Source organism: Rathayibacter sp. VKM Ac-2856, assembly GCF_013205055.1.
Classification (GTDB): domain Bacteria; phylum Actinomycetota; class Actinomycetes; order Actinomycetales; family Microbacteriaceae; genus Rathayibacter.
The window spans coordinates 1,204,301-1,230,829 of the sequence record NZ_JABMLF010000001.1 but is presented as its reverse complement, the minus strand read 5'-3'; the positions used below and the strand labels follow the sequence as shown (position 1 = coordinate 1,230,829).

Genomic DNA, 26,529 nt, shown 5'->3' with positions numbered 1-26,529 from the left:
TCCGTGAACGCCGATGCTTCGCGCACGCGAGACGGGACAGCTGCCTGGGCTGGCGGGACGTCGGAGGTCCTCCCCCTTGCCCCAGAACCCCACCACCCCCGCCGGTTCCCCCGACCGGTTCCGCTCCACCCACCCGGACAGCCCCCGCAACGCGTCCTCCTTCGAGGACCGGCCGCCGGTGATCCGCGCCCGCTACACCGACGAGGCGCCCGTCGCCCGCCGGGCGGTGCCGACGGCGCCGTCGCGCCAGGCCGACGTCACCGATTTCGTCCCGACGCCCGCCGGCTCGCCGCGCAAGCGCAGCCGCGGCCGCACGATCGGCAAGGTCGCCATCGTCGGATTCGCGGGGGCGCTCGTCGCCACGATGGCGCTGCCCGCCTACGCCTTCTCGCCCGGCACCGAGAGCGACGGTCTCTTCGCCGCCTCGCAGGCCGACCGCCTTCGCCAGGGCGACGCCCAGAGCGTCGCGGTCGCCGGCGGTGTCGTCCAGGCCGCGATCGCGCGCGACGGCTTCACCGCCGAGGCCGCGCCGCCGCCGCCGCCGCCGCCCGAGCCGGAGCCGGTCGTCGAGCCCGTCGTCGACACCACCGACGTCGCCGAGGCCCGCGCCGAGACCGCCGAGAGCTTCACCTCCTACGAGGGCGCCTCGGCCAGCGAGCTCGCGGCCAGTGCCCCGAGCACGAGCTACAGCCTCTCAGCCGTCTTCAACACGGCGCTCCAGTACCAGGGTGTGCCCTACGTCTTCGGCGGCGCGGACCCGAGCGGCTTCGACTGCTCCGGGCTCGTCATGTACGTCTTCGCGCAGTACGGCATCTCGATGCCGCACTCGGCCGCGGGCCAGGCGGCCATGGGCACCCAGATCCCGCTGTCCGAGGCGCAGCCCGGCGACCTGGTGATCATGCCGGGCCACGACGGCTTCTACGCGGGCAACGGCAACATCCTGCACGCGCCGTACGAGGGCGCGAGCGTCCGCGTGCAGCCGATCTGGACGAGCAACTACACGATCGTCCGCATCTCCGGCTGACGCTCGAGTCCCTGCGCTCCCAGGAGCCCGTCCCGATCCCGGGGCGGGCTCCTCCGCATTCCCGGGCGGCGCCGTCCGCGGCGGCGACGTGTGAACTGCGGATGACGAAATCCCCGGTTCCTCTGGTGTTCCGGGCGCGAAGGGTTAATCTGAACCTCAGTCCGCTCGCGTGGCGAGCGGATCGATTCGTCGAGGGACGGAGTGCCGGATGGCCGAGCGGAACGGGTACCACTGCGTGGGGCTGCGTTCGCGCGTGCGGCGGACCGATGCGATCCGCGCGGGGGTCCTCCTCGCCGCTCTCCACTCCGCCGACACTCGGATACGGCACCACGACTCCGTGCGGCTCCGCGCCGCGGCCTCGAAGGGCGCCGTCATGACGACGGCGCCCTTCGTCGTCGTCGCGGCGGATCGGCGCGGCGGCGTGCGACAGCACGGAGGTCACTGATGCGCACACTCGTCCTCAACGCCGGCTACGAGCCGCTCGCCGTGGTGTCGTTCAAGCGGGCGCTGGTGCTGCTGATGAGCGAGAAGGCGATGATCATCGTCGCCGACGAGGAGCACCCGGTGCACGGTGCGAACGGCGACTACGTGCGGCCCTCGGTGATCGTGCTGACGCGCTACGTCCGCATCCCGAGCTCGCGCAGCGTGCCGGTCTCGCGCCGCGGGGTGCTGCGGCGCGACAACCACCGCTGCGGCTACTGCGGGCAGCACGCCAACACGATCGATCACATCCAGCCCAAGTCGCGGGGCGGCCGCGACTCGTGGGAGAACCTGGTCGCCTGCTGCCACCGCTGCAACAACCTCAAGAGCGACCGGACGCCGCTCGAGATGGGCTGGCAGCTGCGCTCCGTGCCGCGGATGCCGCGGGCCGGCTCCTGGCTCGTCCGCGGTGCCGAGCGCACCCAGCCCGAGTGGGACGACTACCTGGGCGCCTCCGCCGCCTGACCCCTTCCGCGAGATGCCACTTGTGCACGCCCGACACGGCGTGTCGCGTGCACAAGTGGCATCTCGCGAAGAGGGGGAGGGGGGAGGGGCGGGGGCTACTCGTTGTCGCCGCCGGTGGCGGTCGAGGCGTTGCCGGAGCGGGTGCCGGACCAGGTCCAGTTCGCGACCTCGGGAATGTCCTCGCCGTGCTCGCGGGTGTACGCGCGGGCGCGGATCCGGGCGTCCTGCATCTCCTGGCGGAGGCCGGCGGCCTTCGCGCCCAGACCCGGGGTGCGGTCGATGACGTCGATCACCAGCGAGTAACGGTCGAGGTCGTTGAGCATCACCATGTCGAACGGCGTGGTCGTCGTGCCGTTCTCCTTGTAGCCGCGGACGTGCAGGTTGCCGTGGCCGGTGCGCTTGTAGGTCAGGCGGTGGATCAGCCACGGATAGCCGTGGTAGGCGAAGATCACCGGCCGGTCGGGGGTGAAGATCGCGTCGAACTCGCGGTCGGAGAGACCGTGCGGGTGCTCGGACTCGGACATCAGCCGCATCAGGTCGACGACGTTGACGGTGCGGATCGCCAGGTCGGGGAGGGCCTCCCGCAGGATGCTGACGGCGGCGAGGGTCTCGAGCGTCGGGACGTCGCCCGCGCAGCCCATCACGACGTCCGGCGACTCGCCGCTGCGCTCGCTGCTCGCCCACTCGAGGATGCCGAGGCCGCGGGTGCAGTGGTTCACCGCCTCCGCCATGGTGAGCCAGGCGGGGGCGGGCTGCTTGCCGGCGACGACGACGTTCACGTAGTCGACGCTGCGGAGGCAGTGGTCGTAGACCGAGAGCAGGGTGTTGGCGTCGAAGGGCAGGTAGACGCGGACGACCTCCGGCTTCTTGTTGACGACGTGGTCGATGAAGCCCGGGTCCTGGTGGCTGAAGCCGTTGTGGTCCTGGCGCCAGACGTGGCTGGAGAGCAGGTAGTTCAGGCTCGCGATCGGTCGGCGCCACTCGATGTCGCGGGTGCCGTCGAGCCACTTCGCGTGCTGGTTGAACATCGAGTCGATGATGTGGATGAAGGCCTCGTAGCAGGTGAAGAGACCGTGCCGGCCGGTGAGGAGGTAGCCCTCCAGCCAGCCCTGGCACTGGTGCTCCGAGAGCACCTCCATCACGCGGCCCGCTCGGGCGAGGTGGTCGTCGAGCGGGCTCGTCTCGGCGTTCCACTGCTTGTCGGTGGCGGCGTAGACGCTCCGCAGCCGGTTGCTCGCGACCTCGTCGGGGCCGAAGATCCGGAAGTTCGTCGGGTTCTCGCGGATCACGTCGGCGAGCCACTCGCCGAGCACCTTCGTCGCCTCCGCGATGGTGCCGCCCGGCTCGTGCACGACGACCTCGTAGCGGCGGAAGTCGGGCAGCCGGAGCGTCTGGCGGAGCAGACCGCCGTTGGCGTGGGGGGTCGCGCTCATCCGCAGGTCGCCCTCGGGCGCGAGCGAGCGGACGCGGTCGGCCACGCCGCCCTCCTCGGTGAAGAGCTCCTCGGGGCGGTAGGAGCGCAGCCAGTCCTCGAGCAGGCGGGTGTGCGCCTCGGTGTCGCGTGCGTTCGCGAGCGGGACCTGGTGGGCGCGGTAGGTGCCCTCGACCTGGACGCCGTCGATCTCGGCGGGGCAGGTCCAGCCCTTCGGGGTCTTCAGGATGATCATCGGCCAGGCGGGACGGGTGAGGTCGCCCTCGGCCGCGCGCGCCTTGATGGCGGCGATACGGTCGAGCACCGTGTCGAGGACCGCGGCGAAGCGCTCGTGCACCCGCATCGGGTCCTCGCCGTCGAAGCCGCCCTCCACGGTGAAGGGCTCGTGGCCGTAGCCGCGCATCAGGCTCTCGAGCTCCTCGTGCGGGATGCGGGCGAGGACGGTCGGATTGGCGATCTTGAAGCCGTTGAGGTGCAGGATCGGCAGGACGACGCCGTCGGTCGCGGGGTTCACGAACTTGTTGGAGTGCCAGCTGGTGGCGAGCGGGCCGGTCTCGGCCTCGCCGTCGCCGACGACCGCGGCGACGAGCAGGTCCGGGTTGTCGAACGCGGCGCCGTAGGCGTGGCTGAGGGCGTAGCCGAGCTCGCCGCCCTCGTGGATGCTGCCGGGCGTCTCGGGGGCGGCGTGGCTCGGGATGCCGCCGGGGAAGCTGAACTGGCGGAAGAGGCGGCGCAGGCCGTCCTCCGTCTCGTCGATGTGCGAGTAGATCTCGCTGTAGGTGCCGTCGAGGTAGGCGTTGGCGACCATGCCCGGGCCGCCGTGGCCGGGGCCGGTGATGTAGAGCGTCGGCTGCGCGCGCTCGGCGATCGCGCGGTTGAGGTGCGCGTAGATCAGGTTGAGACCGGGGGTCGTGCCCCAGTGGCCGAGCAGGCGCGGCTTGATGTGCTCGCGGGCCAGCGGCTCGCGCAGCAGCGGATTGGCGAGCAGGTAGATCTGGCCGACCGCGAGATAGTTCGCGGCGCGCCACCAGGCGTCGATGGTCTCGAGGGCTGCGGGGTCGAGCGGGGCGTCGAGGTCGATCGCCGTGTCGCGGGCGACCCAGGTGTGCGGGGCGGGCGGAGAGCTGAAGGATGCGGCCATGGGGCAACGCTCGCAGGAGAGAGTGCGGGGCGGAAGGGCCTTGCGGGGAGCGGTGCTCCGGCCGATCCTCGCTCGTCGCCGCGGAACATCAGCTGAGAGAGGGTGGCGTCGCTCCTCGGAGGACGCCCCCTCGTCTCAGCTGATGGTGTGCGGCGGGCTCAGCCGCGCGGGGTGGCTCGGCGCAGGAGCAGGTAGCCGATGACCGCCGACAGCGCCGTCGGGACGAGCAGGAGAGCGGCGGCGCCCGTGAAGCCGATCGCCTCGGCGGCCCGCCAGAGGGCGTCCCAGCTCTCGGTGAGGGTGAACAGGGCGATCAAGCCGACGATCAGAGCGCCGAGGCCGAGGAAGAAGACGGTCGTCCCGGTGGCGCGCCAGCGGACGTACACCGCGGCGACGGCCGTGCCGGCGAAGAAGAAGAAGAGGAACAGGCTGAAGGTCGCGAAGGTCTGGGCGAGCCACGAGACGTCCTCGTAGGCCATCGCGCGGAACATGTAGCCGCCGAGCCCCCAGCCGTTCGTCGCCTGCTCGAGAGCGGACATCGCGGAGTAGAGGACGGTCCAGCCCGCGGACAGCCCGACGAAGGTCAGAGCGCTGCCGAGGACGTAGTCGCGCCGGGTCGATCCGTAGCCGAGTGCGAGGGCGAAGGTGACGTTCGTGGCCTGGATGGCGACGACCAGCATGTAGATGAAGATGAACGTCGTGCCGCCGGTGATCTGCACGCCGGAGTCGCCGCCCGCTTCGGGCACGCCGACCATCCGCAGCACGAGCAGCCAGATGATCAGGCTGCCGGCGAAGATCGCGCCGAGGATCGCGAGCGGGGTGGCGAGCAGCGTCGCGGGGTTCGCGAGGTGCAGGCGGACGATGCTGAGGAGGCGGTGGCGCGCGCCGGAGCGCTGCGGGGCGAGGGCGGTCATGAGGCGGCCTTTCCGGTGGTCAGCTGGACGACGAGCTGCTGGAGGGAGACGGGCTCGAGCTCGAGCCCGCGGTGACGGGCCTCGGCGCGGTCGGCGGTGTCGAGGCGGGGGAGCGTCGCGGTGGCGAGACCGCCGACTCCGCTGCGGGAGAGGACCTCGCGGCCCTCGGTGAAGGAGTCGACCGCGGCGCGGCTGCCGGTGACGGTCGCCGCGGCGCCGCGCAGCTCCTCCGTGTCGCTGTCGACGAGGAGGCGGCCGTCGTCGATGACGAGGACGTGCTCGAGCAGGGTGCTGACCTCGTCGATCAGGTGGGTGGAGAGGACGACGGTGCGCGGGTGCTCGGCGAAGTCGGCGAGCAGGCGGTCGTAGAAGAGCTGGCGGGCGACCGCGTCGAGACCGAGGTAGGGCTCGTCGAAGAAGGTGAGCGGCGCGCGGGAGGCCAGGCCGACGATGACGCCGATCGCGGAGAGCTGGCCGCGGCTGAGCTTCTTGACGCGGCGGTCGAGCGGGAGGCGGAAGTCGACGACGAGCTCCTGGGCGAAGTCCTCGTCCCAGCCGTCGAAGAACCAGCGGGCGCTGCGGAGGACGTGCTTGACCTTGAAGTCCTCCGGGTACTTCTGGCTCTCCTTGATGAAGCAGGTGCGGGAGAGGACCGCCGCGTTCTCGACGGGTGTCTCGCCGAAGACGCGGATGCTGCCGGTGCTGGCGAACTCCTGGCCGGTGAGCAGCGACATCAGGGTGGTCTTGCCGGCGCCGTTGCGGCCGAGGAGGCCGTGGATGCGGTTCTCCTCGAGGGCGAAGCTGACGTCGGTGACGGCGTGCATGCTTCCGTAGTGCTTGCTGAGGCCGGCGACCTCGATGACCGCGCTCATCGCGATCCTCCTTCGATGTCGGTGATCATGGCGGAGAGCTGCTCGCGGGTGAGGCCGAGCTTGGCGGCCTCCGCGAGGAGCGGCGCGACGAACTGGTCGCGGAACTGCGTGCGGCGCTTCTCGACCAGTCGGTCGCGCGCCCCCTCGGCGACGAACATGCCGATCCCCCTCTTCTTGTACAGGACGCCCTGGTCGACGAGCAGGTTCACGCCCTTGCCGGCCGTGGCCGGGTTGATGCGGTGGAACGCGGCGAACTCGTTCGTCGACGGGACCTGGTCCTCCTCGGGCAGCGCGCCCGCGATGATGTCGTTCTCGATCTGCTCCGCGATCTGCAGGAAGATCGGGCGGGAGTCGTCCATGGGGCTCCTTCCCTGTGGTCCGCACGGTGTGATGCGACCTGGTGTGTTGGTTAGTTGGTGCAGTAACTAACCAACCATGCGGGTCGTGCCGTGTCAAGCGTGCGGGGCGCGGGCGGTCGGTACACTGGTCGGCACCGGCCTCTGTAGCTCAATGGAAGAGCGACTCCGTCCTAAGGAGCAGGTTGGGGGTTCGAGTCCCTCCAGGGGCACCACGTTTCCGCGGTCTGCGAGCACGTCTCACGCGGTGCGGAGACGCGCTCGGCCGCTCGGAGCTCATGCGCGCGAGACCTGTGCGCGCGGGCTCGCGCATCGTCGGCAGATGCGGTCAGCGCCGCGGATTGACGTCACCCTCCCGTCGATCTGAGTTCTCAGCGCCTGCCGGGCGAGGAATGTCACTCGTCACTGGAGAAGACCTTCGAGCGCTGCCTGCATGACCCGTTGTTCGTCCAGACGAGTTCAGCTGAAGACGGCGTTTCCCGGACGCAGTTGCGGCCCGGCGTCGGGCTCACCGCAGCGTCTCGCCGTGGGACTCGGCGCGGTACTCCGAGGGGCTCGTGCCGTTGACGGCGCGGAACTGGCGGGAGAAGTAGAAGGCGTCGGAGTAGCCGACGGCGCGGGCGATCTCGGCGATCGGCATGTCGGTGGTGATCAGGAGCTCGCGGGCGCGGGCGCTGCGGAGGCGCTTGATGTACTCCACGGTGCTCATGCCGGCGGCCCGCTTGAAGAGGGCGGAGAAGTGCGAGGTGCTCATGCCGGCCAGCGTCGCCAGCTCGGTGATGCTGATGGGGGAGTCCAGGTGCTCGCGGAGGTGGTCCTGGGCGGTGCGGATGCGGTCGCCGGAGACGAGGGGGCCGCGGGCCCGGTCCGCGGCGAGCTGGGCCAGGAGGTGCCAGGCGGCGCCGCTCGCGGCGTAGAGGCTGGCGTCGGTCTCGTCGCGCTCGAGAGCGACGACGGCGTTCTCGATCAGGGCCCTCGCGGAGTAGGCGTCGCGTGCGGGGACGACGGGGGACGTCGGGTCGTCGAGGACGGCGGACACCAGCGCGGGCGCGTCGGCTCCGGTGACGTGCAGCCACCAGATCGTCCACGGGTCGCTGGAGTCGGCCCAGTACCGGTGCGGGACGCCCGCGGGGAGGACGGCCACCTCGCCGGGGCCGATCGCGTCGGTGCGCTCGTCGACCCGCACCGAGCCGCGGCCGGCCGTGCAGAGGATGACGACGGCCTCCCGCGCGCCCTGCGGACGGCTGCGGCCGTGCTCGGCCGCGTGCGGGAAGTGCCCGGCGTCGGTCACGAGGAGCCGGCCGGTGATCGGCGCCGCGAGCGCCTCGCTCACCCGCGGCCTCGGGAGCACCCGCAGCCGCTGGCCGAGGAAGCCTTCCGGGATGAGCATGCCGACGAGCATACGCAGGAGCGGAGGATCGTCCAGCGATGGCGTAGAACGTTTCATTCACCGGCGCTCCGCACCTGCCTAGGCTGGCGGAATGCTCACAGCCGAGACGTCCTCCTACCAGCCCGTACCGCTCGCGGATCACCTCCCCGAGCGCCTCACCATCACTCTCTGGGACTTCTCCTGGTACGTCCGCACCGGGCCGGGTGAGCCGTTCGAGGACCTCGACGCCGCGTTCGCCGGTGCCGTCGACCGCGGCTACAACACGATCCGGATCTGCGCGATGCCGTTCCTCCTCTTCGGCTCCGGACTCGACACCCGGGAGCTCCGCCTCGGTCCGCTCGGCGGCGACTACGCGCAGCGGGTGCGCTGGTACGACGTGGCCGGACCGACCGTGATCGACGGCCGCGCCCACCTCCTCGCGCTGTTCGCGGCGGCGAAGCGGCACGGGGTCTTCGTCATCCTCTCCTCGTGGGAGTACCAGCAGTCCTCGTCCTTCGCTCTCGTGCGCGACTGGTTCGACGGCTTGATGGCCGTGCCGCCGGAGCAGCGGGCCGAGCGACTGGCGGAGGCGCAGGCGGCGCTCGTCGGCTTCCTCGCGGAGCACGGCCTCGACGACCGGATCGCCTTCGTCGAGCTGCACAACGAGGTGCAGGCGGGCCACCTCACCGAGGGGCTCGACTACGACCGCGCCGACCTCGATGCGGCGACGCTCGCGCTCACTCCGCGGCTCACCCGCGGCATCGACCGGTTCCACGAGCTGACCGAGGGCGTGCCGTGCTCCGTCAACTACGCGCACGTGCCGGTCGGCGGCATGCGCGGCATCCCGTGGAACTCGGACGTGCTCGTCCTGCACCCCTACATCTACGGGGTGCTGAACGAGCTCATCGCCGACTTCGGGCTGCGCGGCCCGATCGAGGACTTCGCGCAGGAGCTCGCGGCCCGGACGTTCCTCCTGGACGGTGCGCCGCCGATCGCCGAGTGGACGCTGCCGGCCGAGGACCAGTGGAAGCTGACGGCGACGATCGTCGGCAGGGGCGAGATCTACGCGCACGACTGGGGCGACGCCGAGCAGATCGATCGCTGGCTGCTCGAGCACTACGGGGCGCACCACCTCGAGATGCGCTCGACGCTCAAGACCTGGATCGCCGTCGCGGCCGATCACGCCGCGCTACGCGGGGTGCCCCTCGTCTTCGGCGAGGGCTGGGTCGGTTACACGCCGCTCGAGGGCCGCTTCGAGGAGGGGCCGATCGGCGCGGAGTACTGCCGGCTCGCGATGCGCGAGTCGCGGCGGGTGGGCGCGCGCGGGTCGATCGTCTGCTCGAACGGCGCGCCGCAGCACCCGATGTGGGAGGACGTGGACCTGCAGCGGGAGTGCAACGCACTCTTCACCGGACCCGCTCCGATCGGCGGTCCGCCCGCCTAGAGGGCTGCGCGCGGGGCCGGCCCCGGAACGCCGGTGCGGCGCGCTCTCTCGGGAGCGCGCCGCACCTGTCAGTCGCGGTGGAAGAGGAGCCGCGCGGGCAGGCTCGTGACGAAGTAGTCGGTCGAGCCGTCGTCGAGCGTCGCCTGCGGCGCCTGGACGAGGGGTCGCGCCTCGCCGAGCGAGGCCGGCGGGGTCGCGGTGTCGAGTCCGAGCGCCGTGCGCGCCGCGTCCCAGGCGGCCAGAGTGCGGCCCTCGCCGCCCTCCCAGGGCTGGAAGCGGCGCGATTCCAGCAGCGACAGCGCCTCCTGCGCACGGCCCGCCTCGAGCAGCAGGTCGGCGTACTCGGCCGTGAGGTCGTCCCGGGAGAGCAGGAGGGCGCGCTCGCTGTCGAGGCGCTCCAGCCGGTCGGCGGCCGAGTGGCCCAGGCGCGCGGCGAGCTGGTCGAGCTCGTAGAGCAGCCGGGCGTCGCGCGGAGCGAGCTCGCGGGCGCGGAGGTAGTGCCGCCAGGCCGCCTCGTCGTCGGCCTCGTCGTTGTAGGCGGCGAGACCGGCGTTGCGGTGGGTCACGGCGTCGGTGCTCCCGCCGTCGATCGCCCAGCGCCAGTGCTCGGCGGCCTCGGTGCGGCGGCCGGCGCCGTAGAGGAGCATCCCGAGCAGCGCGTGCGCGGTGGTGTCGGCGGGGTCTGCGGCGACCGCGGCGGTCAGCGCGTCGTGCGCGTCGAGGCCGGCGGGGAAGGCGCGGGTCAAGTCGAGGGCGCGGACGTCGACGGGCTCGCCCCATCGGGCCAGCAGGCAGGCGGCGATCGGCGCGGCGTTGCCCGCTCCCACGGCGCCCCCGTCGCCGTGCACGACGGCGCGGAGCAGGCGGGCCGCCTCCTCCTCCTCGCCGAAGGAGGCGAGGTCGAGCGCGACGTCGATGCACTCGTGCGGGTCGCTCGGGTCGGTCCCGGTGAGGGTGCGGGCGAGCTGGTCGAGCGGGTCGAGGCGCAGGGTCGCGCGGAGGACCTGCTCGGCCTCGTCCGTGCGGCCGAGCGCGCGCAGGCAGACCACCCGGAGCGCGCGGGCGCGGAGATCGTCGGTGTCGAGGCGCAGGGAGGTCGCGAGATCCTCCAGTGCCGCGGCGTGGTCGCCGGCCGCGGCGGAGAGCCGGGCGCTCTCGAAGAGCGCCGCGTGCGCCCACTTGCCGTCCCAAGCGGCCTTGCCGAAGGCGGCGGCGGCCTCGCGGGTGCGGCCGAGCCTGCGCAGGATCAGCCCGCGCAGGTGGAGGGCCTCGGCGTCGGCGGGGTTGCCGTTGCGTGCGGTGAGGCGCCGGATCGACGCGTCGAGCCGGTCGAGCGCCTCCGCGTACTCGCCGCGGCGGTAGGCGTGGTCGGCGAGGGCGAGCAGCACGCGCGCGTCCCCGGGGTCGCGCCGCAGCGCCTCCTGCCAGTAGGGCAGCGGCGAGCGGGTGGGGTGCCGGTACTGGGCGAGGTGGACGCCGACGAGGTAGAGCTCGTCGACGGAGGCGGTCTCGGCGGGGGAGGGTGGCTCGGTCGCGACCTCCGGCTCGGTCTCGTCGTACTGCGCGGGCACCTCGTAGGCGAGGACGGTCGAGCCCTGGGCGACGACGGTGAGGACCAGACCCTCCGGACCGGTGCGGGTCGTCGGCAGGTCGGCGAGGAGCGGCTCGCCGGGGGCGAGGTCGAGCGTCCACTCGTGCAGAACGGCGCCCTCGGCGCGCAGGGTCACGGTCGCCCCCGGGAACCGGCGGGTCGTCGCGACGCCCACGCGGATGCTCCCGGCCTCGACGTCGAGGTGGACGGCGGCGTCGCGGGTGGCCTGGTGCGCCACTCCGATGCCGCTGATCGGGTACCAGTACTGCGAGAAGGTCTTGGTCTCGCCCGGCATCAGCCAGGAGAAGTCGGGCTGGTTGTCGGTGTAGACGCCGGCCATCAGCTCGACGTAGGGGCCGTCGGCGTCGGTGAGCAGGCCGTCCCAGGCGTGCCCGAACGGGGCGTCGCCCCAGGTCCACTGCTTCTTGCCGGGGGCGAAGCGGCGGTCGGCCCAGTGCACGAAGCCGGCCCCGGCGCGGTGGTCGTAGCCGCCGAAGAACGAGTCGTCGGTGCGGACGACCATGTAGGAGGTGGGGACGGGGATGTTGCGGTACCAGTCGAGGCGGTCGGCGGGCGGGGCGTCGGCTGCCGGGCCGTCGCTCCGCGCGGCAGCGAGAGCGGGGTAGTCGACGCCGTAGTAGGGCCGGTCGGCGGCGGGGAAGGCCGTGATCGCGCGGCGGGCGTGGTCGGCGACGTAGCGGACGTCGCGGGGGAAGAACGACTGGTAGTCGTCGTGCACGCGCGCCGCGACGTTGGCCCACCAGAGGAAGGTGTGCCGCTCGCTGGTGCGGTTGTGCAGGCGGACGTCGAGCTCGACCAGGCTGGACCCCGGGCGCAGGCGCACGCCGTGCATCCCCTTCATCCGGCTGAACGGGTCGTGATCGCTGCACCGGACGACGACCGAGCCGTCGTCGGAGTGCTCGAGGCTCCAGGTGGTCGGCAGGTAGGTGCCGGGGCGGTGGTGCTGCGGCCAGTTGAACTCGACGCCTCCGCTGATCCACGGACCGGCCAGCCCGACGAGCGCGGGCTTGATGACGGTGTTGCGGTAGAAGAAGTCGTAGCCGGTGGTCTTGTCGTAGCCGGAGTAGATCCGCCCGCCGAGCTCGGGCAGCACGACGACCTGGACGAACTCGTTCTCGAGCACGACGACGCGCCAGTCGTGGTCGATGGGGTCGGAAGCGATTCGGTCGATGAACGGCAGCGGATACACCCGGCCGCTCGAGCCCTGGTAGACGCGGCGATCGAGGAACATCGGGAGCCGCTGCGGCTCCTCGGGGGTGTAGGTCGGGAGGGTGAGCGTCGTCTCCCAGGCCGCCGCGCCACCGCGGGCGAGGAGGTCGGCGGCCGCCTGCGGGGGCGCGATGAGCTGCGGTGCTTCTGCGGTGACGGGCATGGAACGAGGGTAGGGAGCCCGGCGAGGGCGGAGGAATGGGCGATCGGCCGGGTCCCCTGGACGATTCGCGGGCGACACCTCTTCGCGCTGGCGACCGTCGGATCGTCGGGCGGCTCGGTGGACGACGTCCTCTCGGGCTCGGGCGGCCGGATCAGATCGGCTACGACCGCAGGATCGCCTCGAGCTCGGCGACGACGAGGTCGGGGCGGGAGAGGAACGGGTGGTGGCCGGTCGGCAGGTCGACCGAGCGGGTGGCGCGCTCGGCGTGCACGCGCTGGAGGCCGACCGAGGTGCTGCCGTCCTCGGTGCAGACCAGGTAGGTGGAGTCGACGCCCTGCCAGCCGGCGACGGAGGTCGGGGTGGTGAAGGCGGCGATCGACTGGGTCGTGACGCGCTCCCAGGCGGCCCGCTGCGCGCTCTCGTCGGCGTCCTGGAGGAAGCGCCGGCCGAACGAGGCGGCGTCGTAGCCGGCGACGCCGAGCGTGCCGTCGTCGTGGGGCGCGATCGAGACGGGGTCCGTCTCCCCGGCCATGATGTCGCCCTGGGCCGAGCCGATGTCCGGGAGGTAGGAGGAGATGTAGACGAGGCCGGCGACGGCGGCGTGCGCTCCGGCCTCGGCGATCACCGTGCCACCGTAGGAGTGGCCGACGACGATCGCCTCGTCGTCCTCGATGTCGTCGAGCGCGGCGCGCAGAGTGGCGGCGTCCTCGACCAGGCCGCTGTCGGCGCGGTCCGCCGCCGACTCGCCGCAGGAGGGCAGGGCGACCGCGCGGCTCTCCACGCCCGTGCGCTCGAGGAGCAGCTCGGCGGTGCGGTGCCACCACCAGTCGCCGTCGCGGACCAGGGCGCCGTGCACGAAGAGCAGTTCCATGGCAGGAGTCTGCCCTCGATCCTCGGGCGGCGCTTCTCCGGAGCGGCACCGGAGGCCCGCGTCCGCTGACAGCGGAGCGGATCGGTGCTCCTCGCGTCGGAGCGGACGTTCTCGGCTGCTGGAGGGCGTTCCACCGGGCTTCGCTCAGGAGGGCCCGACACTATCGAAGCTGTTACCCGACGGAAGGTCCCCTGTGAGCACTCTCAAGCGCATCATCAGCATGGCGTCGAAGGCGCTCGACTCCAAGAGCTCGTCGAGCTCCTCCTCGCGCCCCGCGTCCTCGAGCGGCGGAGGGACGGACTGGCGCGACATGGTCCGCTCGGCCGCGAACGCGGTGACGGGCGACTCCCGCACGCCCTCGCCGAGCACCTCCGCACCACGCACCCCCACTCCCGCCTACGGATCGCCGCAGTCCTCGGGGCGGCCGCAGGACGCCCGCCCGTCGGCCGCCGTCGCGCCGGAGGACCGGGCCGCGATCGCGCGCTACGACTACCTCCTCCGCACCGCCGACCCCGAGCAGCTGGAGCAGGTGCACCGCGACGCGTTCGCGAAGCTGACCCCGGCGCAGCGCGCCCAGGTCGAGGGGCGCCTGCGCGACGAGCTGCCCGCGAACGAGCAGCCGCGCTCCTCCGCTCCGGACGATCTCGCCCGGGCGGCGACGCGCGGTGAGGCGCACAACCCCGGTTTCCTCAAGAAGATGTTCTCCAAGCCCGGCACGAAGGGCGCGCTGGCCGGTGCCGGCGTGGGTGCTGTCGCCGGCGTCGGACTCGGTGCCGCGGGCGGGCTGCTCGCAGCCGTCGCGGGCGGCGCGGTGCTGAGCAGCGTGGCCGGCCCGCTGCTCGCGCAGGCGGCGGGGATGGGCGTCGACTTCGAGAACCTGGCCGGCGGGCTGGGCGAGTTCGGCGACCTGGGCGAGTTCGGCGACATCACCGGCGGGGCGGGCGAGTTCGTCTCCGGTGCCGGCGAGCACGTGTCGGGGCTCGGCGAGCAGGTCTCGGACTTCGGCTCGAACTTCGAGATGCCCGACCTCGGCGGGCTCGGCAACCTCTTCGACCGCTGAGTCAGCGGGCGCGGCGCCGCACGAGGAGTGCGAGCGCCGTGCCCACCACTCCCAGGAGCGAGAGCGCGGCGCCGACGATCGCGACGGCGGTCGTGGACCAGTCGGGCGCGCTCTCGACGACGGTGCCGTCCAGCAGCTCCCAGCGGCAGGTGCCGCCGAGCGGCCACCAGGACCAGGAGCCGACGACGAGCGATCCCTCCTCGGCCGGAACGCGGCCGACGCTGGCGAGGCAGACGTCGTCGAAGCCCTGCGCGGCGAGGGTCGAGTACTGCAGGGCGACCAGCCCGAGGAGTGCGAGGCCGACGACCAGCGCGGTCAGCGCGGCGATCAGCGCGACGCGGCGCGGGGTGAGGAGGCGGCGTCTCGCGGGGGCGGGGGTCGGCGCGCTCATCCGTCGATGGTGTCATGCGGCGGCTGGGAGGCGGGGTGCGTGTTCGTTCTGCCGGTGATCCCGAGCAGAGAGCGCGTTCTTCCGTGCGCGCCGTCCCGGGCGCCGCGGCTCACCTGCAGATCGGACGGGCGGCAGGCGCGAGCGCGACCTCAGAGCCGGTGACCCGCGAGCCGGAGGGCCGTCGCGAGCAGCAGCGCCGCGGTCGCCAGACCGACCGCGAGCAGGAAGATCCGCGGGTCGTACCCGGTGACGGTGAGGGGGAGCAGGGCGCCCGACGCGGACGAACCGCGACTTCGAGGATGCTCAGGGGTTCGGCGACGTACCCTCGGGGGCATGGGTGTTCTGTTCTCGCTGCTGACCGTCGTGCTGATGGTGCTGGCGCTCGTGGATGTCGTGCGTCAGCCGGACAACGTGGTCCGCAATCTGCCCAAGATCGTCTGGATCCTGCTGATCGTGTTCATCCCGCTGATCGGCGTGACGATCTGGTTCCTGCTCGGGCACGACTGGAAGAAGGGCGAGGGCGCCTCCTTCGTGCCCGGCGGACGGCCGAAGCGGCCGCGCCGGTCGAAGACGCCCCCGGCGCCGACCATGGTCGTGCGGCCGCCGACCAAGAGCACCGAGGAGCAGCTCGCGGATCTCGAGCGCGAGGAGGCGCACTACGCGCGGCTCGCGGAGGAGCAGCGCCGGCTCCGCGAGGGCGAGCGGCCGCAGGACGCCTGAGGCGCCGAGCGGCCGCGCCCGGCCTAGCCGGCGGCTCCGAAGGTCGACGCCGACCACTGCACCGAGGCGATCTTCGCCTGGCCCGCGATGCTGGGGTGGAAGTAATCGGTGGTGCCGATCAGCGCCCTGGTGACGGGCGTCGCGGTCAGCGCGCCGCCGTCCCAGTCGCAGAGGGTCCCCGCCGCCGAGCACGCGCTCTGCAGGGCGGTGTTGTACTGGGTCGTCCGGGTCTTCGCGGCGGTCGCGGAGGCCGCGGCGGCGGTGGTGCTGAGGCGACCGCCGGTCGCGCTGACCCCGCGGGTGGTGCGGCAGAGGTTGCCTGAGGCCCAGATCACCGAGCCGAAGCCGCCCTTGACGACCGCCCACTCCGCGGCCACGTTCGGCATCGAGGACAGCACGATCTTCGCGGCGGGCCAGGTGCTGCGGATCTTCGTGATCGCGGTGCTCGCTCCGGTGCTGAAGGCGGCGGCGGTGGTCATCGTGTAGCCGTCGGCGGCGACCGGGTTCTTCGCGGAGCAGAGGTCGTTGCCCCCGATCAGCAGGGTGACGACGTCGGGGCGGACGCCCGCGGCGACGGCGGCGTCGATCCGCGCGGGCACGCCGGCGACCAGGTCGCCGGTCTGGGCGAAGTTGGCGGTGGTCACCGTCGTGCCCGGGTTCGCGGTGCGCAGGCGGCTGGCGAAGGAGTTGACGGTCGCGTTGGTGCCGGTGGACCAGTTGTTGCGCGGGCAGTCGGCGAACTGGCCGCAGGTGCCGTAGGCCTGGGTGATCGAGTCGCCGAGGCTGAGGACGGACAGGGTCGGGGTCGCGGCGGAGGCGGCGCCCGCGGGCACCACCGCGGCGGCCAGGGCGAGCACGGCGCCGGCGGCGAGCGCGCGCACGCGGCGGCTCCCGATGCGGCGCGGGCGGAGGGAGGTGGGGAGGCGCATGAGGGGGAACCGCTCTCGGTCGGGGGACAGCGGTGGGGGCCGCCGATCCTGACGTTAGGCCTGCGGGTTCTCCGCCGGTCCTGCGGGCGTGGCCCCAGAAGGGGGCCGGATCGTCCGCGCCGGACCACCCGGGCCGGATCGGATCATCTGCGCCGGGTCAGTCGCGTCGGTCGCCTCGGTCGCGCGGAGCCTGCAGGCGGCTGAGCGCCCACACCACGGCGCCCGAGAGGACGAACCCGGCGGCGATGATCAGGACGTAGACCGCGACACGGTCGTAGCCCATGGAGGGGTCGAGGAAGGGGTACGGCACCCAGCCGTCGGTCGCGCCGCGGATCAGCACGACGACCAGCCAGAGGATCGGGTAGATCGTGACGACCCAGAGGCGGCGCCAGGGCAGCGGCGGCCGGTCGGTGACGAAGATCCAGTCGAGGAGGCCGTAGACCGGGAAGAGCAGGTGCATCACGGTGTTGGCCCACGGCAGTGCCACTCCGCCCGCGAGCCCGACCAGCAGAGTGTTGTAGACGAGGCCGACGACGATGATGTAGCTCGTGGTCGCGCCGCGGACGAGCGACAGGAGCGCTCCCTCCTCCCGGCCGGAGAGGGAGCGGACGGCGGTGACCAGGAGGACCGCGGCGAACAGCAGGTTGCCCTGGATGGTGAAGTAGCCGAAGAAGTTCACCGGGATCAGCGGCGTGCGCGATGCGGAGTCGATCGCGGTGGCGGCGACGGCGGCGAGCACCACGAGGGCGACCGCGAGGCGCAGGACGGCGACGAGGACCCGCGATGCGCGCGGCCCTCGAGTGGGGGAGATCGGCGTCATCGCACGAGCGTAGCGAGCGCGAGGACGGGCGCGCCCGGCGGGTAGCCTGACCGGATGCTCACCATCGGTGTCGATCTCGCCGCGGAGCCCGTGCGGACGGCGGTCGCGACGCTGGAGTGGGGCGAGGGACGGGCGGTCGTCCGCGCGCTGGTGCTCGGCGCCTCCGACGAGGATGTCGTGACCGCCTCGCGGGGAGCGACGAGCATCGGCATCGACTGCGCCTTCGGCTGGCCGCTCGAGTTCGCGGCGTTCGTGTCCGCGCACACCCGCCGCGAGATCGCGCCGCGGACGCTCGCCGGACGCGACTGGCGGCGGCGTCTCGCCTACCGGGAGACCGACCGCGCCGCGCGCGAGGTGACGGGTCGGTGGCCGCTGAGCGTGTCCACCGACCGCCTCGGGATGACGGCGATGCGCTGCGCGGAGCTGCTCGAGGCGTTCGCCGCCGCAGGCGAGGAGGTCGACCGCTCGGGCGGCGGCCGGCTGGTCGAGGCGTACCCCGCTGCGGCGCTGCGGCTCTGGGGCGTGGACACGACGGGCTACAAGACGCGGCCGGACGCGGTGGCGCTCGCCGTGGAGGTGCTGCGCGGGGCGGCGCCGTGGCTGGTGCTGCCGCCGGAAGCCGCCGCGCTGATGGCGCGGTCGAACGATGCGTTCGACGCGGTGATCGCGGCGCTGAACGCCCGGGCGCACGCGCTCGGCCGGACAGTGCCCGTACCGGAGGAGCTCCGGGCCGCTGCGGAGGCGGAGGGCTGGATCGCCCTGCCGACGTGCCGGCTGGACGAGCTCATCTCCTGAGGGGTCGGGCCGAGCCCTCCGGTCAGGCCGCCGGCTTCGGTCGGGCCGAGAGCGGCGGTCAGGCCGAGAGCTTGCGGTCGGCGGCCGAGGTGATCGCCTCGGCGGCGCGCTCGGCCTCCTCGACGGTCGAGAAAGGGCCCGTGAAGGCTCCGGTGAGGACGGCTCGTCCGGGTTCGATCTCGAGTCGGAACCGGGGCAGCTCCGCCCCGGGGACGACGACGATCCGTACTCCGTTACGACTCCATCGTGCGGGCTGAAGAATGGGGATCTGGGTCATGGTGCTCTTTCGCGTGCGTCGTGCTCGGGAGGCTGTCGCCTCGACCGTGCGTCACCACGCTAGGACCGGGGAGGCGGTTCCCGAACGGGGTTGACCTCTCAGGTACGCAGGCGTAGTCAGCGACGGGACACCGTGTCGTACGCCTCGTCGGCGAGGGCGGACTCGATCTCGTCGCTGAGGGTCGACTCGATCTCGTCGGGGTGGGACGGGTCCTCCTCCTGGTCGCCGCGGCGCGGGATCGGGGCGGTGAGTCCGCGGCGGACGCGCGAGCGGTGGCCGATCACGATCCCCGCGAGGGCGAGCAGGAGGACGGCCAGGCCGGTGCCGGCGATCGGGATCGCGACGGTGCCGAGGGAGCCGGGGACGGCGTCGCCCTCCTCCGTGACGGTGAGGGTGACGCGGGTGGCCTCCGGGACGCCCTGCGCGTCCTGCTCCGCGGCGATCCGCTCGAGCAGGGCCGACGTCGCGAGGCGGGAGAGCTCGACGGCGCGGGCCGGGTCGTAGGAGGAGCCGATCACGGACAGGATCGGCAGCGTGAAGCGGCCGCCGCTGGACTCGTCGCCGCGCGGCTGGGTGGTGCGCCGGACGGCGCCGACGCCGTCGCCCTCCTGGAGCGGGCCGGCCTGGGCGGTGACGGCGGCGCGCACCTCCTCGCCGCTGGCGAGGTAGGCGTAGAGGGCGGCGGTATTGCCGAGATCGGCGAGGCGGTCCTCCTCGACACCGGGCGCGCGCTCGGCGCCGGGGATCTCGGCGGCGTAGGGGGTCTTCGGGCCGCCGCCGAGCAGCACGGTGACCGCGGCGCTGTGGTCGCGGTCGCCGCGGTACACGAGCCCGTCGTCGGTGACCGTGAAGTGCGCGGCGGTGGCGACGAGCACGGCGAGGACGGCGCTCGCGACGACGAGGAGCTTGCAGCGCCAGAGGACGAGGAGATAGGTCGGCGGTTCCACTGCTCCAGCGTGACCGGCGGAGCCTTTCGCCAGCCTGAACAGGGCGCTCGGCGGCAGAGCATCAGCCGAGAGGGTCCGTCATCGCCGATGGGCGATGAGAGGGCGATCCAGCTGATGCTGTGCGGTCAGTCGAGCGCCGGCAGCCGGATCTCGAGGCGGGCGCCGCCGAGCGGGGACTCGATCAGGCGCGCGCTGCCGCCGCCGGCCCGCGCCGCCTCGGCGACGATCGCGAGTCCGAGGCCCGAGCCGCCGGTGTCGCGGGCACGGGCGTCGTCACGGCGCTCGAAGCGGTGGAAGACCCGCTCGCGGTCCTCCTCCGGGACGCCCGGTCCGTCGTCGTCGACGAGCACCACCGCGGTGCCGGCCTCCTGGCGCACGGTGAACGCGACGACCGACGCCGCGTGCCGCCGTGCGTTCTCGGCGGCGTTCCGCACGGCACTGCGCAGGAGCGGCTCGGCGCCGTGCACCTGCGCAGGGCCGACGGAACCGGTCCGCACCTCCACCCCGAGCGCTCGGAGTCGCGCGGCCTCGGCCAGGACGAGGTCGTCGAGGTCGACGTCCTCCTCCGGCACCGGGTCGCCCTCGTCGATCCGCGCGAGCAGCAGCAGGCTGGTGACCAGCTGCTGCATCCGCTCGCCCTCGTCCTCGACGACACCCGCGAGGTCGGCCAGCGGGACCGCGTCGGGATGCCGCAGCGCGACCTGGGCGTGCTGGCGGATCGCGGCGACGGGGGAGCGCAGCTCGTGCGAGGCGTTCGACACGAAGCGGCGCTGGGCCGCCTGCGAGCGCTCCAGTCGGTCGAGGAGCCCGTTCATCGTGCGGGCCAGGCGGGCGAGCTCGTCGCTCCCGGGCGGCTCCTGCACCCGCCGCTCGAGGTCGGCGGCCTCGATCGCCTCGACGTCGGCGCGGATCCGCTCGACCGGTCGCAGCGAGCGGCCGACGACGAAGCGGACCAGCACGCCGACGACCAGCGTGACGAGCGGGACGGCGACCGCGAGCAGCCGGAGGGCGGAGCCTGCCGCGTCGTCGGCTCCCGCGAGGGTGCGCGCGACGACGACGGTCTCGCCCGGGTCGCCGCCGAGCTGCAGATCCTCGGAGCCGACGACGAAGCGGGTGCCGTCGAGTGAGACGATCCGGGGCTCGTCCGCGACGGGCAGGGGTGCGGTGTCGATCCGGTCGTCGTCGGACACCGCGACGACCTCCCCCTCCCGCTGCAGCTGGATCACGACCTCGTCGCTGTCGAAGGGCGGCAGGCGCCCGGCGCTCTCGGTGTCGGTCGCGATCTGGCGGGCCTGCTGATCCGCGGTGAAGGCCTCCGCGTCGACGAGGGACTGGCGCAGCAGCGCGGCGAAGGCGACGGACCCGGCGAGCAGGACCGCGAGGATCACGGCGGAGACCAGGGCGGTCAGCCGCACGCGGATGCTCCAGGGCGGGCGGCGGATCATCGGTCCTCAGCCCTCGCCGAGCCGGTAGCCGGCGCCGCGGAGGGTCGTGATCGACTCCGTGCCGAACGGGCGGTCGAGCTTGGCCCGCAGCCGCGCCACATAGACCTCGACGATGTTGAGGTCGCCGTCGAACGCGTCGTCCCAGACGCCCTCGAGGATCTCGCGCTTGGAGACGACGCGGTCCCGGTTGCGGGCGAGGAAGTCGACGACGGCGAACTCGCGCGAGGTCAGCCGGATGGCGACGGCGCCGCGGTGCACCTCGCGCAGGGCGGGGTCGACGACCAGGTCGCCGAACCGGTGGACGGTCGGCCGCTCCGGTCGGCCTCGCCGCACCAGGGCCCGCAGGCGCGCCACCAGCACGGAGTACTCCAGCGGCTTCACGACGTAGTCGTCGGCCCCGGCGTCGAGGCCCTCGATCTGGTCCCGGTCGCCGTCCTTCGCGGTGAGCATCAGCACCGGGGTCCAGTCGCCCTCGTCGCGGAGGGTGTGGCAGAGGGCGGAGCCGCTGAGGCCCGGCATCATCAGATCGAGCACGATCGCGTCGTAGACGACCTCGCGGGCGCGCCACAGGCCGTCGACGCCGGTGTGGGCCACGTCGACGGAGAAGCCCTCCGCCTCGAGGCCCCGGCGCACGCCGTCGGCGAAGACCGCCTCGTCGTCGACCACCAGGATGCGCATCCCGTCGAGTATCGCCGAGGCGGCGCGGCCGGTGCACGGGACCGGCCGGGCGAGCCCTCAGTCGAGACGGTCGAGCGTCGCGCTGATGGTGCGCAGGCACTCGATGAGGACGCCGATCTGGCGGGAGTCCAGGTCCGCGAGGACCTCGCCCTCGGCCGCGACCAGGTGCCGCATCGCGTCGTCGACCCGCTTGGTGCCGCGGGGGGTGAGCGAGACGATCTTGCTGCGGGAGTCGGCGGCGTTCTGCTCGCGGACGACGAGGCCGCGGGCGCCGAGCCGGTCGACTCGGCTGGCGAGGTTGCCGCTGGAGATGCCCAGCCGCGTCGACAAGACGGAAGGGGTCATCGTCCCGGCCGGGTTCTGCCGCAGCAGCGAGAGGAGCTCGAACTCCCACGGCGCGAGCTCGCCGGCCGCGAACGACAGGCGGCGCACCTCCTGCACCCGGGGGCTCAGCCGGCGCAGGCGGGAGAGGACGTCGAGCGGGGCGAAGTCGAGATCGGGCAGGGCGTCGGCCCACGCGTCGATCACCAGATCGACATCGTCGTCTTCACGCATCCTCCGATTATCGTCGGCCCCGGCGGGGCGCGGCGACGGCTGGCCGCGTCGGCGCGAGGGGCCTACCCTGCCCGACCGCACTCCGTCGGCGGCGGCCCGCTAGCCTGGACGGGTCGGAAGGACTCCCGTGCGCGCGCACCTCGAGCAGCTCCTCGCTCTGCTGAGCGGGACCCTGCTGCTGCTCGCGCTCGTGTCGAGTCCCGACGCCGCCGTCGTGCTGGTGGTCACCACCACGGCGGTCGCCGCCCTCGTCCTCGGGGCGCGCTACCTCGCCGTCGGCGCTCGCCGCCCCGTGCTGTCGATCGGGCGCCGGGCCCGGGAGCACCGGCTCGGCCTCGCTGCGCAGCCCTCGCCGCAGCACCCGCGCACCGCGGGACGGGTGCGCTCGCGGGCGCCGGGTCTGCCGGGACCGGTCACGTAGCCCGAGTTCTGCCCGGGAGGCGCGACCGCATGCGATCGCGCTCACCTCCCGACGACAGGACTCCCATGAACCCCTACGACCTCCCGCCCCTCGCGGCGGCGCTCGACGCCGCCTCCCACCTCGTCACCGGCCTCGCCTCGGCCCTCGAGCCGCTCGCGGGCGGCGCCTCGGCCGCCGCCGCGATCGTGCTGGTGACCCTCCTCGTCCGCACCCTGCTGATCCCGGTCGGGATCTCGCAGGGGCGGGCCGAGATCACCCGGCGCCGCCTCGCCCCGCTGCTGCGCGAGCTGCAGCGGAAGCACGCGAAGAACCCGGAGGCGCTGCAGCGGGCCACGATGAAGCTCTACGCCGACGAGAAGGCCTCGCCGCTCGCGGGCTGCCTGCCGGTGCTGCTGCAGGCGCCCGTGGTCTCGCTGCTCTACGGCCTGTTCGTGCATCCGGACATCGCGGGGCACGGCAACGCGCTGCTCGACGCGCAGCTGCTCGACGTGCCGCTCGGGCGGTCGTTCGTCGCGGCGCTCGGCGGCGGCGAGCCCGCGCAGACGGCGGTGTTCGCGGTGCTCCTCGGGGTGATCGCGCTCGTCTCCTGGCTGGCGCGGCGGGTCGCGCTGCGTCAGGCGGCGCTCACTCCGGTGCCCGAGGGGACGCCGGCGGCCGTCGCGCAGCTGACGGGCGTGCTCAGCTGGATGCCGTTCCTGACGGTGGTCTTCGCGGCGTTCGTGCCGCTCGCGGCGACGCTGTACCTGACGATCACGACCACGTGGACGCTGTGCGAGCGCGTGATCGTGCGGCGAGTGCTGGCCGGCGCGGCGCGGGGGTGAGGCCGCGGCCGCTCACCAGCCCGTCGTCAGCACCTCGTCGAGCTGATCGGCGAAGAAGTCGGCGCTCTCGACGGTGAAGCAGAGCGGCGGCTTGATCTTCAGCACGCACTGGCGGTCGGAGGTGGGCTGCACGATCACTCCGCGCTCGCGGAGGCGCTCGCAGATCGCGCGCGTCTCCGCCGTCGCGGGCTCCAGCGTCTCGCGGTCGCGCACCAGCTCGAGGCCCAGGTACAGCCCGCTGCCGTGCACGGCGCCGATCAGCGGGTGGCGCTCGGCGAGCTCCTCGAGCCTCCGGCGCAGGTGCGCGCCGGTCGTCCGCGCGTTCTCCTGCAGCCGCTCGTCGGCCAATACGTCGAGCACCGTCGTGCCCACCACGGAGCTGACCGGGCTGCCGCCCGCCGACGAGAAGAAGGAGCCCTGCGAGCGGTAGCGGTCGGCGATCTCGCGCGTCGTCACGACCGCGCCGAGCGGGTGGCCGTTGCCCATCGCCTTCGCGACGGCGACCACGTCGGGCACGACGCCCTGCTGCTCGAAGCCCCAGAACCAGTCGCCGAGGCGGCCGTAGCCGACCTGCACCTCGTCCGCGATGCAGAGACCGCCGAGCGCGCGGACGGCCGGGTAGACGGCGGCGAGGTAGCCGTCCGGCAGGGGGATCCCGCCGGCGTTGCCGTAGAAGGTCTCGGCGATGAGTCCGCCCGGGGGAGTGCCGGCGGCGGCCAGCTCCTCGATCCGGGCGACCGCCTCGGGGGCGTAGCGGTGCGCCTCGGCGCCGCGGTGCGTGCCGCGGTAGCTGTTCGGGGCGTCGAGGGTGTGCACCCACGGCGGCCGCGTCGAGAGCGCCTCGGGGTTGTCGGCGACGGAGGTGGAGACCGCGTCGGACAGCCCCGACCAGCCGTGGTAGGCCTCGCGGACCGCCAGCACGTCGTCCCGGCCGGACCAGGCGCGGGCGATGCGCAGCGCCAGATCCGTCGCCTCGGTGCCGCTGTTGACGAGCAGCACCGTGTCGAGACCGTCCGGCAGCAGGGCCGCGAGCCGCTCGCAGAACTCGCCGATCGCGGGGTAGGAGAAGCGCGAGTTGGTGTTGAGCAGCCGCCACTGCCGCGCGACCCGCTCGACGAGCAGCGGGTGGGCGTGGCCGATCGAGGTCACGTTGTTGAGCACGTCGAGGTGCACGCGGCCGGAGTCGTCGACGAGGTGCTGGCGCCAGCCGCGGAGCATCGTGGGCGGGGTCTCGAAGTAGTGCTCCTGGACGTCCGCCACGTGCGCCAGCCGGCGCTCGAGCACCGACGGGTCGGGGCGGGGAGCGGGAAGCGCGTGCCCGAGCAGCAGCGGGGTGGGGTCGACGAGGACGTCGAGCCAGGCGTCGGCCCAGCGGGCGGTCGCGAACGGCGGGAGCTCGACCGCGTCGAGCAGGCGCGGGGCGGCCTGGGCGCGCAGGAGCCCCGCCGCCGAGCCGAGCGCCATGCCCGCGGACACCCGGGTGCCGGGCGCCGGTGCCTCCTCCACCCCGTCGAGCCGCAGGCGGACGCCGTCGCCGAGGAGGGTCACTCCGCCGGGGACGCCGTCGCCGACCTCCGCGTCGAACGGCGCGACCAGGGGTGTCGCGGCGGCGAGGTGGACCTCGGTCACCAGCGCGGTCGTCGCGGGCTCGAGCGCGGTGTGCGGGCGGGCGCGGGTGAGGCGGCGCTCGCCGCAGCGGAGCACGGCGGCCTGCGCGCCGCCGGCCAGGGCCTCCCGGGCGAGGGCGGTCTCGGCGTCGTCGTCGAGCCAGGGGCCGGCGTCGAGCGCGGGGCTCTCGGGCGAGAGGTCGACGACGACCGCGTCCAGGCCGCCGAGGGCGGGCACGGCGGAGGCGTGTGCGGCGGAGGGGGCGGCCGGTGCGCTCGGGCGACCGAGGGCGCGTCGGACCAGCGCCTGCAGCACCGGGAGCGGCGCCGCGGTCGCCCGATCGAGGATCAGCCGCTCGTGCTCGAGGTTCTCGCGCGCGTAGTCGTTGCCCGGGTCGCCCGCGAGGACGTCGTGGGCGCTGACGACGAGCACCGCCGCGCGGAGCACCACGAGCGGCCAGAGCGCCTCGACCTCGGCGTCCTCGAGCGGGCGCACGGAGTCGTAGGCGGCGGCGGCGCGGAGCACCGTGGCCGCGTCGGCGTCCGCGTGGTGCAGGAGCGAGGACAGCGTGATCGCGAGCTCGCCGACGGCCCAGCCCGCACCGAGATCGCCGAAGTCGATCACTCCGTCGGGGAGGACGCCCGCGTCGACCACCACGTTGTCATCGGTGAGATCGCCGTGCACCAGCTGCACCGCGAGCGCGGGGGCGAGCGGATCGACGACCGCCCGTGCGGCGTCGACGGCCGTCCGGATCGCCCGCGCGGAGCGCCGCGGCACCCCGCCGAGCAGCGCCTCGACGACCTGCCCGGCCCGCCGCAGATCCCACTGGTCGGTCTCCTCCAGACCATCGAGCGGCTGCTCGGCGAGCGCGACGTCGACCCGGGCGGCGAGCTCGCCCATCGCCCGGACGACGGCGGGGGAGAGGTAGCCGGAGCCAGAGAGGGTGCGGCCGGGGACGAAGTCGAGCACCCGGGCGACGGCGGTCGTTCCGCCGAGGTCGATCTCGTGCAGCGTGCGTCCCTTGCGGTCGGGGCGCACGCGCGGGAGCCGCACGCCCTCGAGCCGGTCGGCGAGGCGCGCGACGGCGGCCGTCTGCGCCTCGATCCGCCCGACCGGCGTCGCCGGGTTCGCGATCTTGAGCAGGAGCCGCTCGTCGCCGGTGTCGACGAGGACGTTGCGGTCCTGGTTGCTGCCGAGCTCGCGCAGCGCGCCCTTCAGCCGGTAGCGCTTGCGCAGCAGGGCCGCGGCGGCCCCGTGGTCGAGGGCGGGCGGCGGCGGCGGGGCGGCGTCGGACGGCATGCGGGGTCCTGTCGAGCGGGGAGCGGGTGCGTCCATGATCGCGCGTCGAGGGGCGTGCCGCCTCCTTGCCGGTCGTGGCTCCGCGGGGCATGCCGCCTTCATGCTGGTCGAGTAGCCCCGGAGGGGCGTATCGAGACCCGGTCGCGTCCGTGGACGCGGGGACCAGAGCCTCGCGTCGGCGTAGGTGGATCTCGATACGCCCGCTGCGCGGGCTACTCGATCAGCATGAGCTCAGGAGCGCGTGTTCGCGTGAGTGGACCCGTACCGGGCCCTGCACATGCGCCGGACACCGTTCCGCGTCCACTCGCGCGCCACCTCCATGCTGGTCGAGTAGCCCCGGAGGGGCGTATCGAGACCCGGCCGCCATCGCGGGGGCGGGTGCAGATCCCCGCGTCGGCGTAGGTGGATCTC

Annotated in this window: 24 protein-coding genes and 1 tRNA gene; 9 read left to right on the top strand and 16 right to left on the bottom strand. The window is 73.4% G+C overall.

What is annotated here, in order from left to right; translation table 11 throughout:
• Positions 1-76: 76 nt before the first annotated feature.
• Positions 77-1,024: a C40 family peptidase gene (locus tag HQQ82_RS20270; protein WP_301952386.1), complete on the top strand. Its 948-nt coding sequence runs from the start codon at positions 77-79 to the stop codon at positions 1,022-1,024.
• A gap of 444 nt (positions 1,025-1,468) precedes the next feature.
• Entirely contained in the window at positions 1,469-1,969 is a 501-nt protein-coding gene (locus HQQ82_RS05645; RefSeq protein ID WP_173232034.1) for an HNH endonuclease, read from the top strand.
• Between the two features lie 95 nt (positions 1,970-2,064).
• Here HQQ82_RS05645 and HQQ82_RS05640 read toward each other — a convergent pair whose 3' ends face one another.
• The 4 genes from HQQ82_RS05640 to HQQ82_RS05625 all read right to left on the bottom strand — a co-directional run bounded on the left by HQQ82_RS05640 (position 2,065) and on the right by HQQ82_RS05625 (position 6,687).
• Positions 2,065-4,542 carry a phosphoketolase gene (locus HQQ82_RS05640; protein WP_173232033.1) on the bottom strand — a complete coding sequence of 826 codons (2,478 nt, stop codon included), beginning with the start codon at positions 4,540-4,542 and terminating at the stop codon, positions 2,065-2,067.
• A gap of 158 nt (positions 4,543-4,700) precedes the next feature.
• Entirely contained in the window at positions 4,701-5,456 is a 756-nt protein-coding gene (locus tag HQQ82_RS05635; protein ID WP_173232032.1) for an ABC transporter permease, read from the bottom strand.
• Positions 5,453-6,328 (bottom strand): ABC transporter ATP-binding protein, encoded by an 876-nt coding sequence (locus HQQ82_RS05630; protein WP_173232031.1) that lies wholly within the window; start codon positions 6,326-6,328, stop codon positions 5,453-5,455. Before HQQ82_RS05630 ends, HQQ82_RS05635 begins: the two co-directional genes overlap by 4 nt.
• Positions 6,325-6,687: a GntR family transcriptional regulator gene (locus tag HQQ82_RS05625; protein WP_173232030.1), complete on the bottom strand. Its 363-nt coding sequence runs from the start codon at positions 6,685-6,687 to the stop codon at positions 6,325-6,327. Before HQQ82_RS05625 ends, HQQ82_RS05630 begins: the two co-directional genes overlap by 4 nt.
• A gap of 137 nt (positions 6,688-6,824) precedes the next feature.
• On the opposite strand from HQQ82_RS05625, the gene HQQ82_RS05620 reads away from it, so the two are divergent.
• A tRNA-Arg gene (locus HQQ82_RS05620) sits at positions 6,825-6,899 on the top strand.
• Positions 6,900-7,192: 293 nt separating this feature from the next.
• On the opposite strand, the gene HQQ82_RS05615 is transcribed toward HQQ82_RS05620, so the two are convergent.
• Positions 7,193-8,074 carry an AraC family transcriptional regulator gene (locus HQQ82_RS05615; protein ID WP_254071174.1) on the bottom strand — a complete coding sequence of 294 codons (882 nt, stop codon included), beginning with the start codon at positions 8,072-8,074 and terminating at the stop codon, positions 7,193-7,195.
• Positions 8,075-8,165: 91 nt separating this feature from the next.
• Between HQQ82_RS05615 and HQQ82_RS05610 the strand changes: the two genes are divergently transcribed.
• Positions 8,166-9,497: a cellulase-like family protein gene (locus HQQ82_RS05610; RefSeq protein ID WP_173232028.1), complete on the top strand. Its 1,332-nt coding sequence runs from the start codon at positions 8,166-8,168 to the stop codon at positions 9,495-9,497.
• Between the two features lie 68 nt (positions 9,498-9,565).
• Here the strand turns inward: HQQ82_RS05610 and HQQ82_RS05605 are convergent, their stop codons facing one another.
• Together HQQ82_RS05605 and HQQ82_RS05600 are read right to left on the bottom strand one after the other, a co-directional pair.
• Positions 9,566-12,481 (bottom strand): DUF5107 domain-containing protein, encoded by a 2,916-nt coding sequence (locus tag HQQ82_RS05605; protein ID WP_173232027.1) that lies wholly within the window; start codon positions 12,479-12,481, stop codon positions 9,566-9,568.
• A 160-nt stretch (positions 12,482-12,641) separates the two neighbouring features.
• Complete coding sequence (locus HQQ82_RS05600) at positions 12,642-13,352, bottom strand: alpha/beta hydrolase (protein ID WP_173232026.1); 711 nt, start codon at positions 13,350-13,352, stop codon at positions 12,642-12,644.
• A gap of 193 nt (positions 13,353-13,545) precedes the next feature.
• On the opposite strand from HQQ82_RS05600, the gene HQQ82_RS05595 reads away from it, so the two are divergent.
• Positions 13,546-14,412: a cation-transporting ATPase gene (locus HQQ82_RS05595; RefSeq protein ID WP_173232025.1), complete on the top strand. Its 867-nt coding sequence runs from the start codon at positions 13,546-13,548 to the stop codon at positions 14,410-14,412.
• 1 nt (position 14,413) lies between these two features.
• Here HQQ82_RS05595 and HQQ82_RS05590 read toward each other — a convergent pair whose 3' ends face one another.
• On the bottom strand, positions 14,414-14,803 hold the full coding sequence (locus tag HQQ82_RS05590) for a hypothetical protein (RefSeq protein ID WP_173232024.1): 390 nt from the start codon (positions 14,801-14,803) through the stop codon (positions 14,414-14,416).
• 333 nt (positions 14,804-15,136) lie between these two features.
• Here HQQ82_RS05590 and HQQ82_RS05585 point away from each other — a divergent pair, with 333 nt between their 5' ends.
• On the top strand, positions 15,137-15,523 hold the full coding sequence (locus tag HQQ82_RS05585; RefSeq protein WP_173232023.1) for a PLD nuclease N-terminal domain-containing protein: 387 nt from the start codon (positions 15,137-15,139) through the stop codon (positions 15,521-15,523).
• A gap of 23 nt (positions 15,524-15,546) precedes the next feature.
• On the opposite strand, the gene HQQ82_RS05580 is transcribed toward HQQ82_RS05585, so the two are convergent.
• Both HQQ82_RS05580 and HQQ82_RS05575 read right to left on the bottom strand, forming a co-directional pair.
• A complete protein-coding gene (locus HQQ82_RS05580; protein WP_173232022.1) occupies positions 15,547-16,452 on the bottom strand; it encodes a GDSL-type esterase/lipase family protein in 906 nt (301 codons plus the stop codon).
• Positions 16,453-16,609: 157 nt separating this feature from the next.
• Positions 16,610-17,272, bottom strand: a complete 663-nt coding sequence (locus tag HQQ82_RS05575; RefSeq protein ID WP_173232021.1) for a Pr6Pr family membrane protein — start codon at positions 17,270-17,272, stop codon at positions 16,610-16,612.
• A 54-nt stretch (positions 17,273-17,326) separates the two neighbouring features.
• On the opposite strand from HQQ82_RS05575, the gene HQQ82_RS05570 reads away from it, so the two are divergent.
• Positions 17,327-18,067 carry a DUF429 domain-containing protein gene (locus HQQ82_RS05570; protein WP_173232020.1) on the top strand — a complete coding sequence of 247 codons (741 nt, stop codon included), beginning with the start codon at positions 17,327-17,329 and terminating at the stop codon, positions 18,065-18,067.
• A gap of 58 nt (positions 18,068-18,125) precedes the next feature.
• On the opposite strand, the gene HQQ82_RS05565 is transcribed toward HQQ82_RS05570, so the two are convergent.
• The 5 genes from HQQ82_RS05565 to HQQ82_RS05545 all read right to left on the bottom strand — a co-directional run bounded on the left by HQQ82_RS05565 (position 18,126) and on the right by HQQ82_RS05545 (position 21,969).
• Positions 18,126-18,344, bottom strand: coding sequence for a hypothetical protein (locus HQQ82_RS05565; RefSeq protein WP_173232019.1), 219 nt, complete (start codon positions 18,342-18,344; stop codon positions 18,126-18,128).
• A 116-nt stretch (positions 18,345-18,460) separates the two neighbouring features.
• On the bottom strand, positions 18,461-19,291 hold the full coding sequence (locus HQQ82_RS05560; RefSeq protein ID WP_173232018.1) for a hypothetical protein: 831 nt from the start codon (positions 19,289-19,291) through the stop codon (positions 18,461-18,463).
• A 125-nt stretch (positions 19,292-19,416) separates the two neighbouring features.
• The gene (locus HQQ82_RS05555; RefSeq protein ID WP_173232017.1) at positions 19,417-20,736 is read right to left on the bottom strand and encodes a cell wall metabolism sensor histidine kinase WalK; all 1,320 of its coding nucleotides are present in this window, start codon (positions 20,734-20,736) and stop codon (positions 19,417-19,419) included.
• A 6-nt stretch (positions 20,737-20,742) separates the two neighbouring features.
• Positions 20,743-21,414, bottom strand: a complete 672-nt coding sequence (locus HQQ82_RS05550; protein ID WP_173232016.1) for a response regulator transcription factor — start codon at positions 21,412-21,414, stop codon at positions 20,743-20,745.
• Between the two features lie 57 nt (positions 21,415-21,471).
• Positions 21,472-21,969 carry a MarR family winged helix-turn-helix transcriptional regulator gene (locus HQQ82_RS05545; protein ID WP_123445211.1) on the bottom strand — a complete coding sequence of 166 codons (498 nt, stop codon included), beginning with the start codon at positions 21,967-21,969 and terminating at the stop codon, positions 21,472-21,474.
• 127 nt (positions 21,970-22,096) lie between these two features.
• On the opposite strand from HQQ82_RS05545, the gene HQQ82_RS05540 reads away from it, so the two are divergent.
• Both HQQ82_RS05540 and HQQ82_RS05535 read left to right on the top strand, forming a co-directional pair.
• The gene (locus HQQ82_RS05540) at positions 22,097-22,390 is read left to right on the top strand and encodes a hypothetical protein (protein WP_173232015.1); all 294 of its coding nucleotides are present in this window, start codon (positions 22,097-22,099) and stop codon (positions 22,388-22,390) included.
• A gap of 65 nt (positions 22,391-22,455) precedes the next feature.
• Positions 22,456-23,211 carry a membrane protein insertase YidC gene (locus tag HQQ82_RS05535; protein WP_173232014.1) on the top strand — a complete coding sequence of 252 codons (756 nt, stop codon included), beginning with the start codon at positions 22,456-22,458 and terminating at the stop codon, positions 23,209-23,211.
• A gap of 12 nt (positions 23,212-23,223) precedes the next feature.
• Here the strand turns inward: HQQ82_RS05535 and HQQ82_RS05530 are convergent, their stop codons facing one another.
• Positions 23,224-26,118 carry an aminotransferase gene (locus HQQ82_RS05530; protein WP_173232013.1) on the bottom strand — a complete coding sequence of 965 codons (2,895 nt, stop codon included), beginning with the start codon at positions 26,116-26,118 and terminating at the stop codon, positions 23,224-23,226.
• Positions 26,119-26,529: the final 411 nt, after the last annotated feature.

Excerpts from the sequence above, each read along its gene's own strand:
- HQQ82_RS05580 (WP_173232022.1), bottom strand. The coding sequence starts at position 16,452 with ATGCGCCTCCCCACCTCCCTCCGCCCGCGCCGCATCGGGAGCCGCCGC.
- HQQ82_RS05570 (WP_173232020.1), top strand. The coding sequence starts at position 17,327 with ATGCTCACCATCGGTGTCGATCTCGCCGCGGAGCCCGTGCGGACGGCG.
- HQQ82_RS05645 (WP_173232034.1), top strand. The coding sequence starts at position 1,469 with ATGCGCACACTCGTCCTCAACGCCGGCTACGAGCCGCTCGCCGTGGTG.
- HQQ82_RS05555 (WP_173232017.1), bottom strand. The coding sequence starts at position 20,736 with ATGATCCGCCGCCCGCCCTGGAGCATCCGCGTGCGGCTGACCGCCCTG.
- HQQ82_RS05635 (WP_173232032.1), bottom strand. The coding sequence starts at position 5,456 with ATGACCGCCCTCGCCCCGCAGCGCTCCGGCGCGCGCCACCGCCTCCTC.
- HQQ82_RS05605 (WP_173232027.1), bottom strand. The coding sequence starts at position 12,481 with ATGCCCGTCACCGCAGAAGCACCGCAGCTCATCGCGCCCCCGCAGGCG.
- HQQ82_RS05530 (WP_173232013.1), bottom strand. The coding sequence starts at position 26,118 with ATGCCGTCCGACGCCGCCCCGCCGCCGCCGCCCGCCCTCGACCACGGG.
- HQQ82_RS05610 (WP_173232028.1), top strand. The coding sequence starts at position 8,166 with ATGCTCACAGCCGAGACGTCCTCCTACCAGCCCGTACCGCTCGCGGAT.
- HQQ82_RS05550 (WP_173232016.1), bottom strand. The coding sequence starts at position 21,414 with ATGCGCATCCTGGTGGTCGACGACGAGGCGGTCTTCGCCGACGGCGTG.
- HQQ82_RS05640 (WP_173232033.1), bottom strand. The coding sequence starts at position 4,542 with ATGGCCGCATCCTTCAGCTCTCCGCCCGCCCCGCACACCTGGGTCGCC.
- HQQ82_RS05615 (WP_254071174.1), bottom strand. The coding sequence starts at position 8,074 with ATGCTCATCCCGGAAGGCTTCCTCGGCCAGCGGCTGCGGGTGCTCCCG.
- HQQ82_RS05625 (WP_173232030.1), bottom strand. The coding sequence starts at position 6,687 with ATGGACGACTCCCGCCCGATCTTCCTGCAGATCGCGGAGCAGATCGAG.
- HQQ82_RS05565 (WP_173232019.1), bottom strand. The coding sequence starts at position 18,344 with ATGACCCAGATCCCCATTCTTCAGCCCGCACGATGGAGTCGTAACGGA.
- HQQ82_RS05545 (WP_123445211.1), bottom strand. The coding sequence starts at position 21,969 with ATGCGTGAAGACGACGATGTCGATCTGGTGATCGACGCGTGGGCCGAC.
- HQQ82_RS05630 (WP_173232031.1), bottom strand. The coding sequence starts at position 6,328 with ATGAGCGCGGTCATCGAGGTCGCCGGCCTCAGCAAGCACTACGGAAGC.
- HQQ82_RS05585 (WP_173232023.1), top strand. The coding sequence starts at position 15,137 with ATGGGTGTTCTGTTCTCGCTGCTGACCGTCGTGCTGATGGTGCTGGCG.
- HQQ82_RS05590 (WP_173232024.1), bottom strand. The coding sequence starts at position 14,803 with ATGAGCGCGCCGACCCCCGCCCCCGCGAGACGCCGCCTCCTCACCCCG.
- HQQ82_RS05535 (WP_173232014.1), top strand. The coding sequence starts at position 22,456 with ATGAACCCCTACGACCTCCCGCCCCTCGCGGCGGCGCTCGACGCCGCC.
- HQQ82_RS05575 (WP_173232021.1), bottom strand. The coding sequence starts at position 17,272 with ATGACGCCGATCTCCCCCACTCGAGGGCCGCGCGCATCGCGGGTCCTC.
- HQQ82_RS05600 (WP_173232026.1), bottom strand. The coding sequence starts at position 13,352 with ATGGAACTGCTCTTCGTGCACGGCGCCCTGGTCCGCGACGGCGACTGG.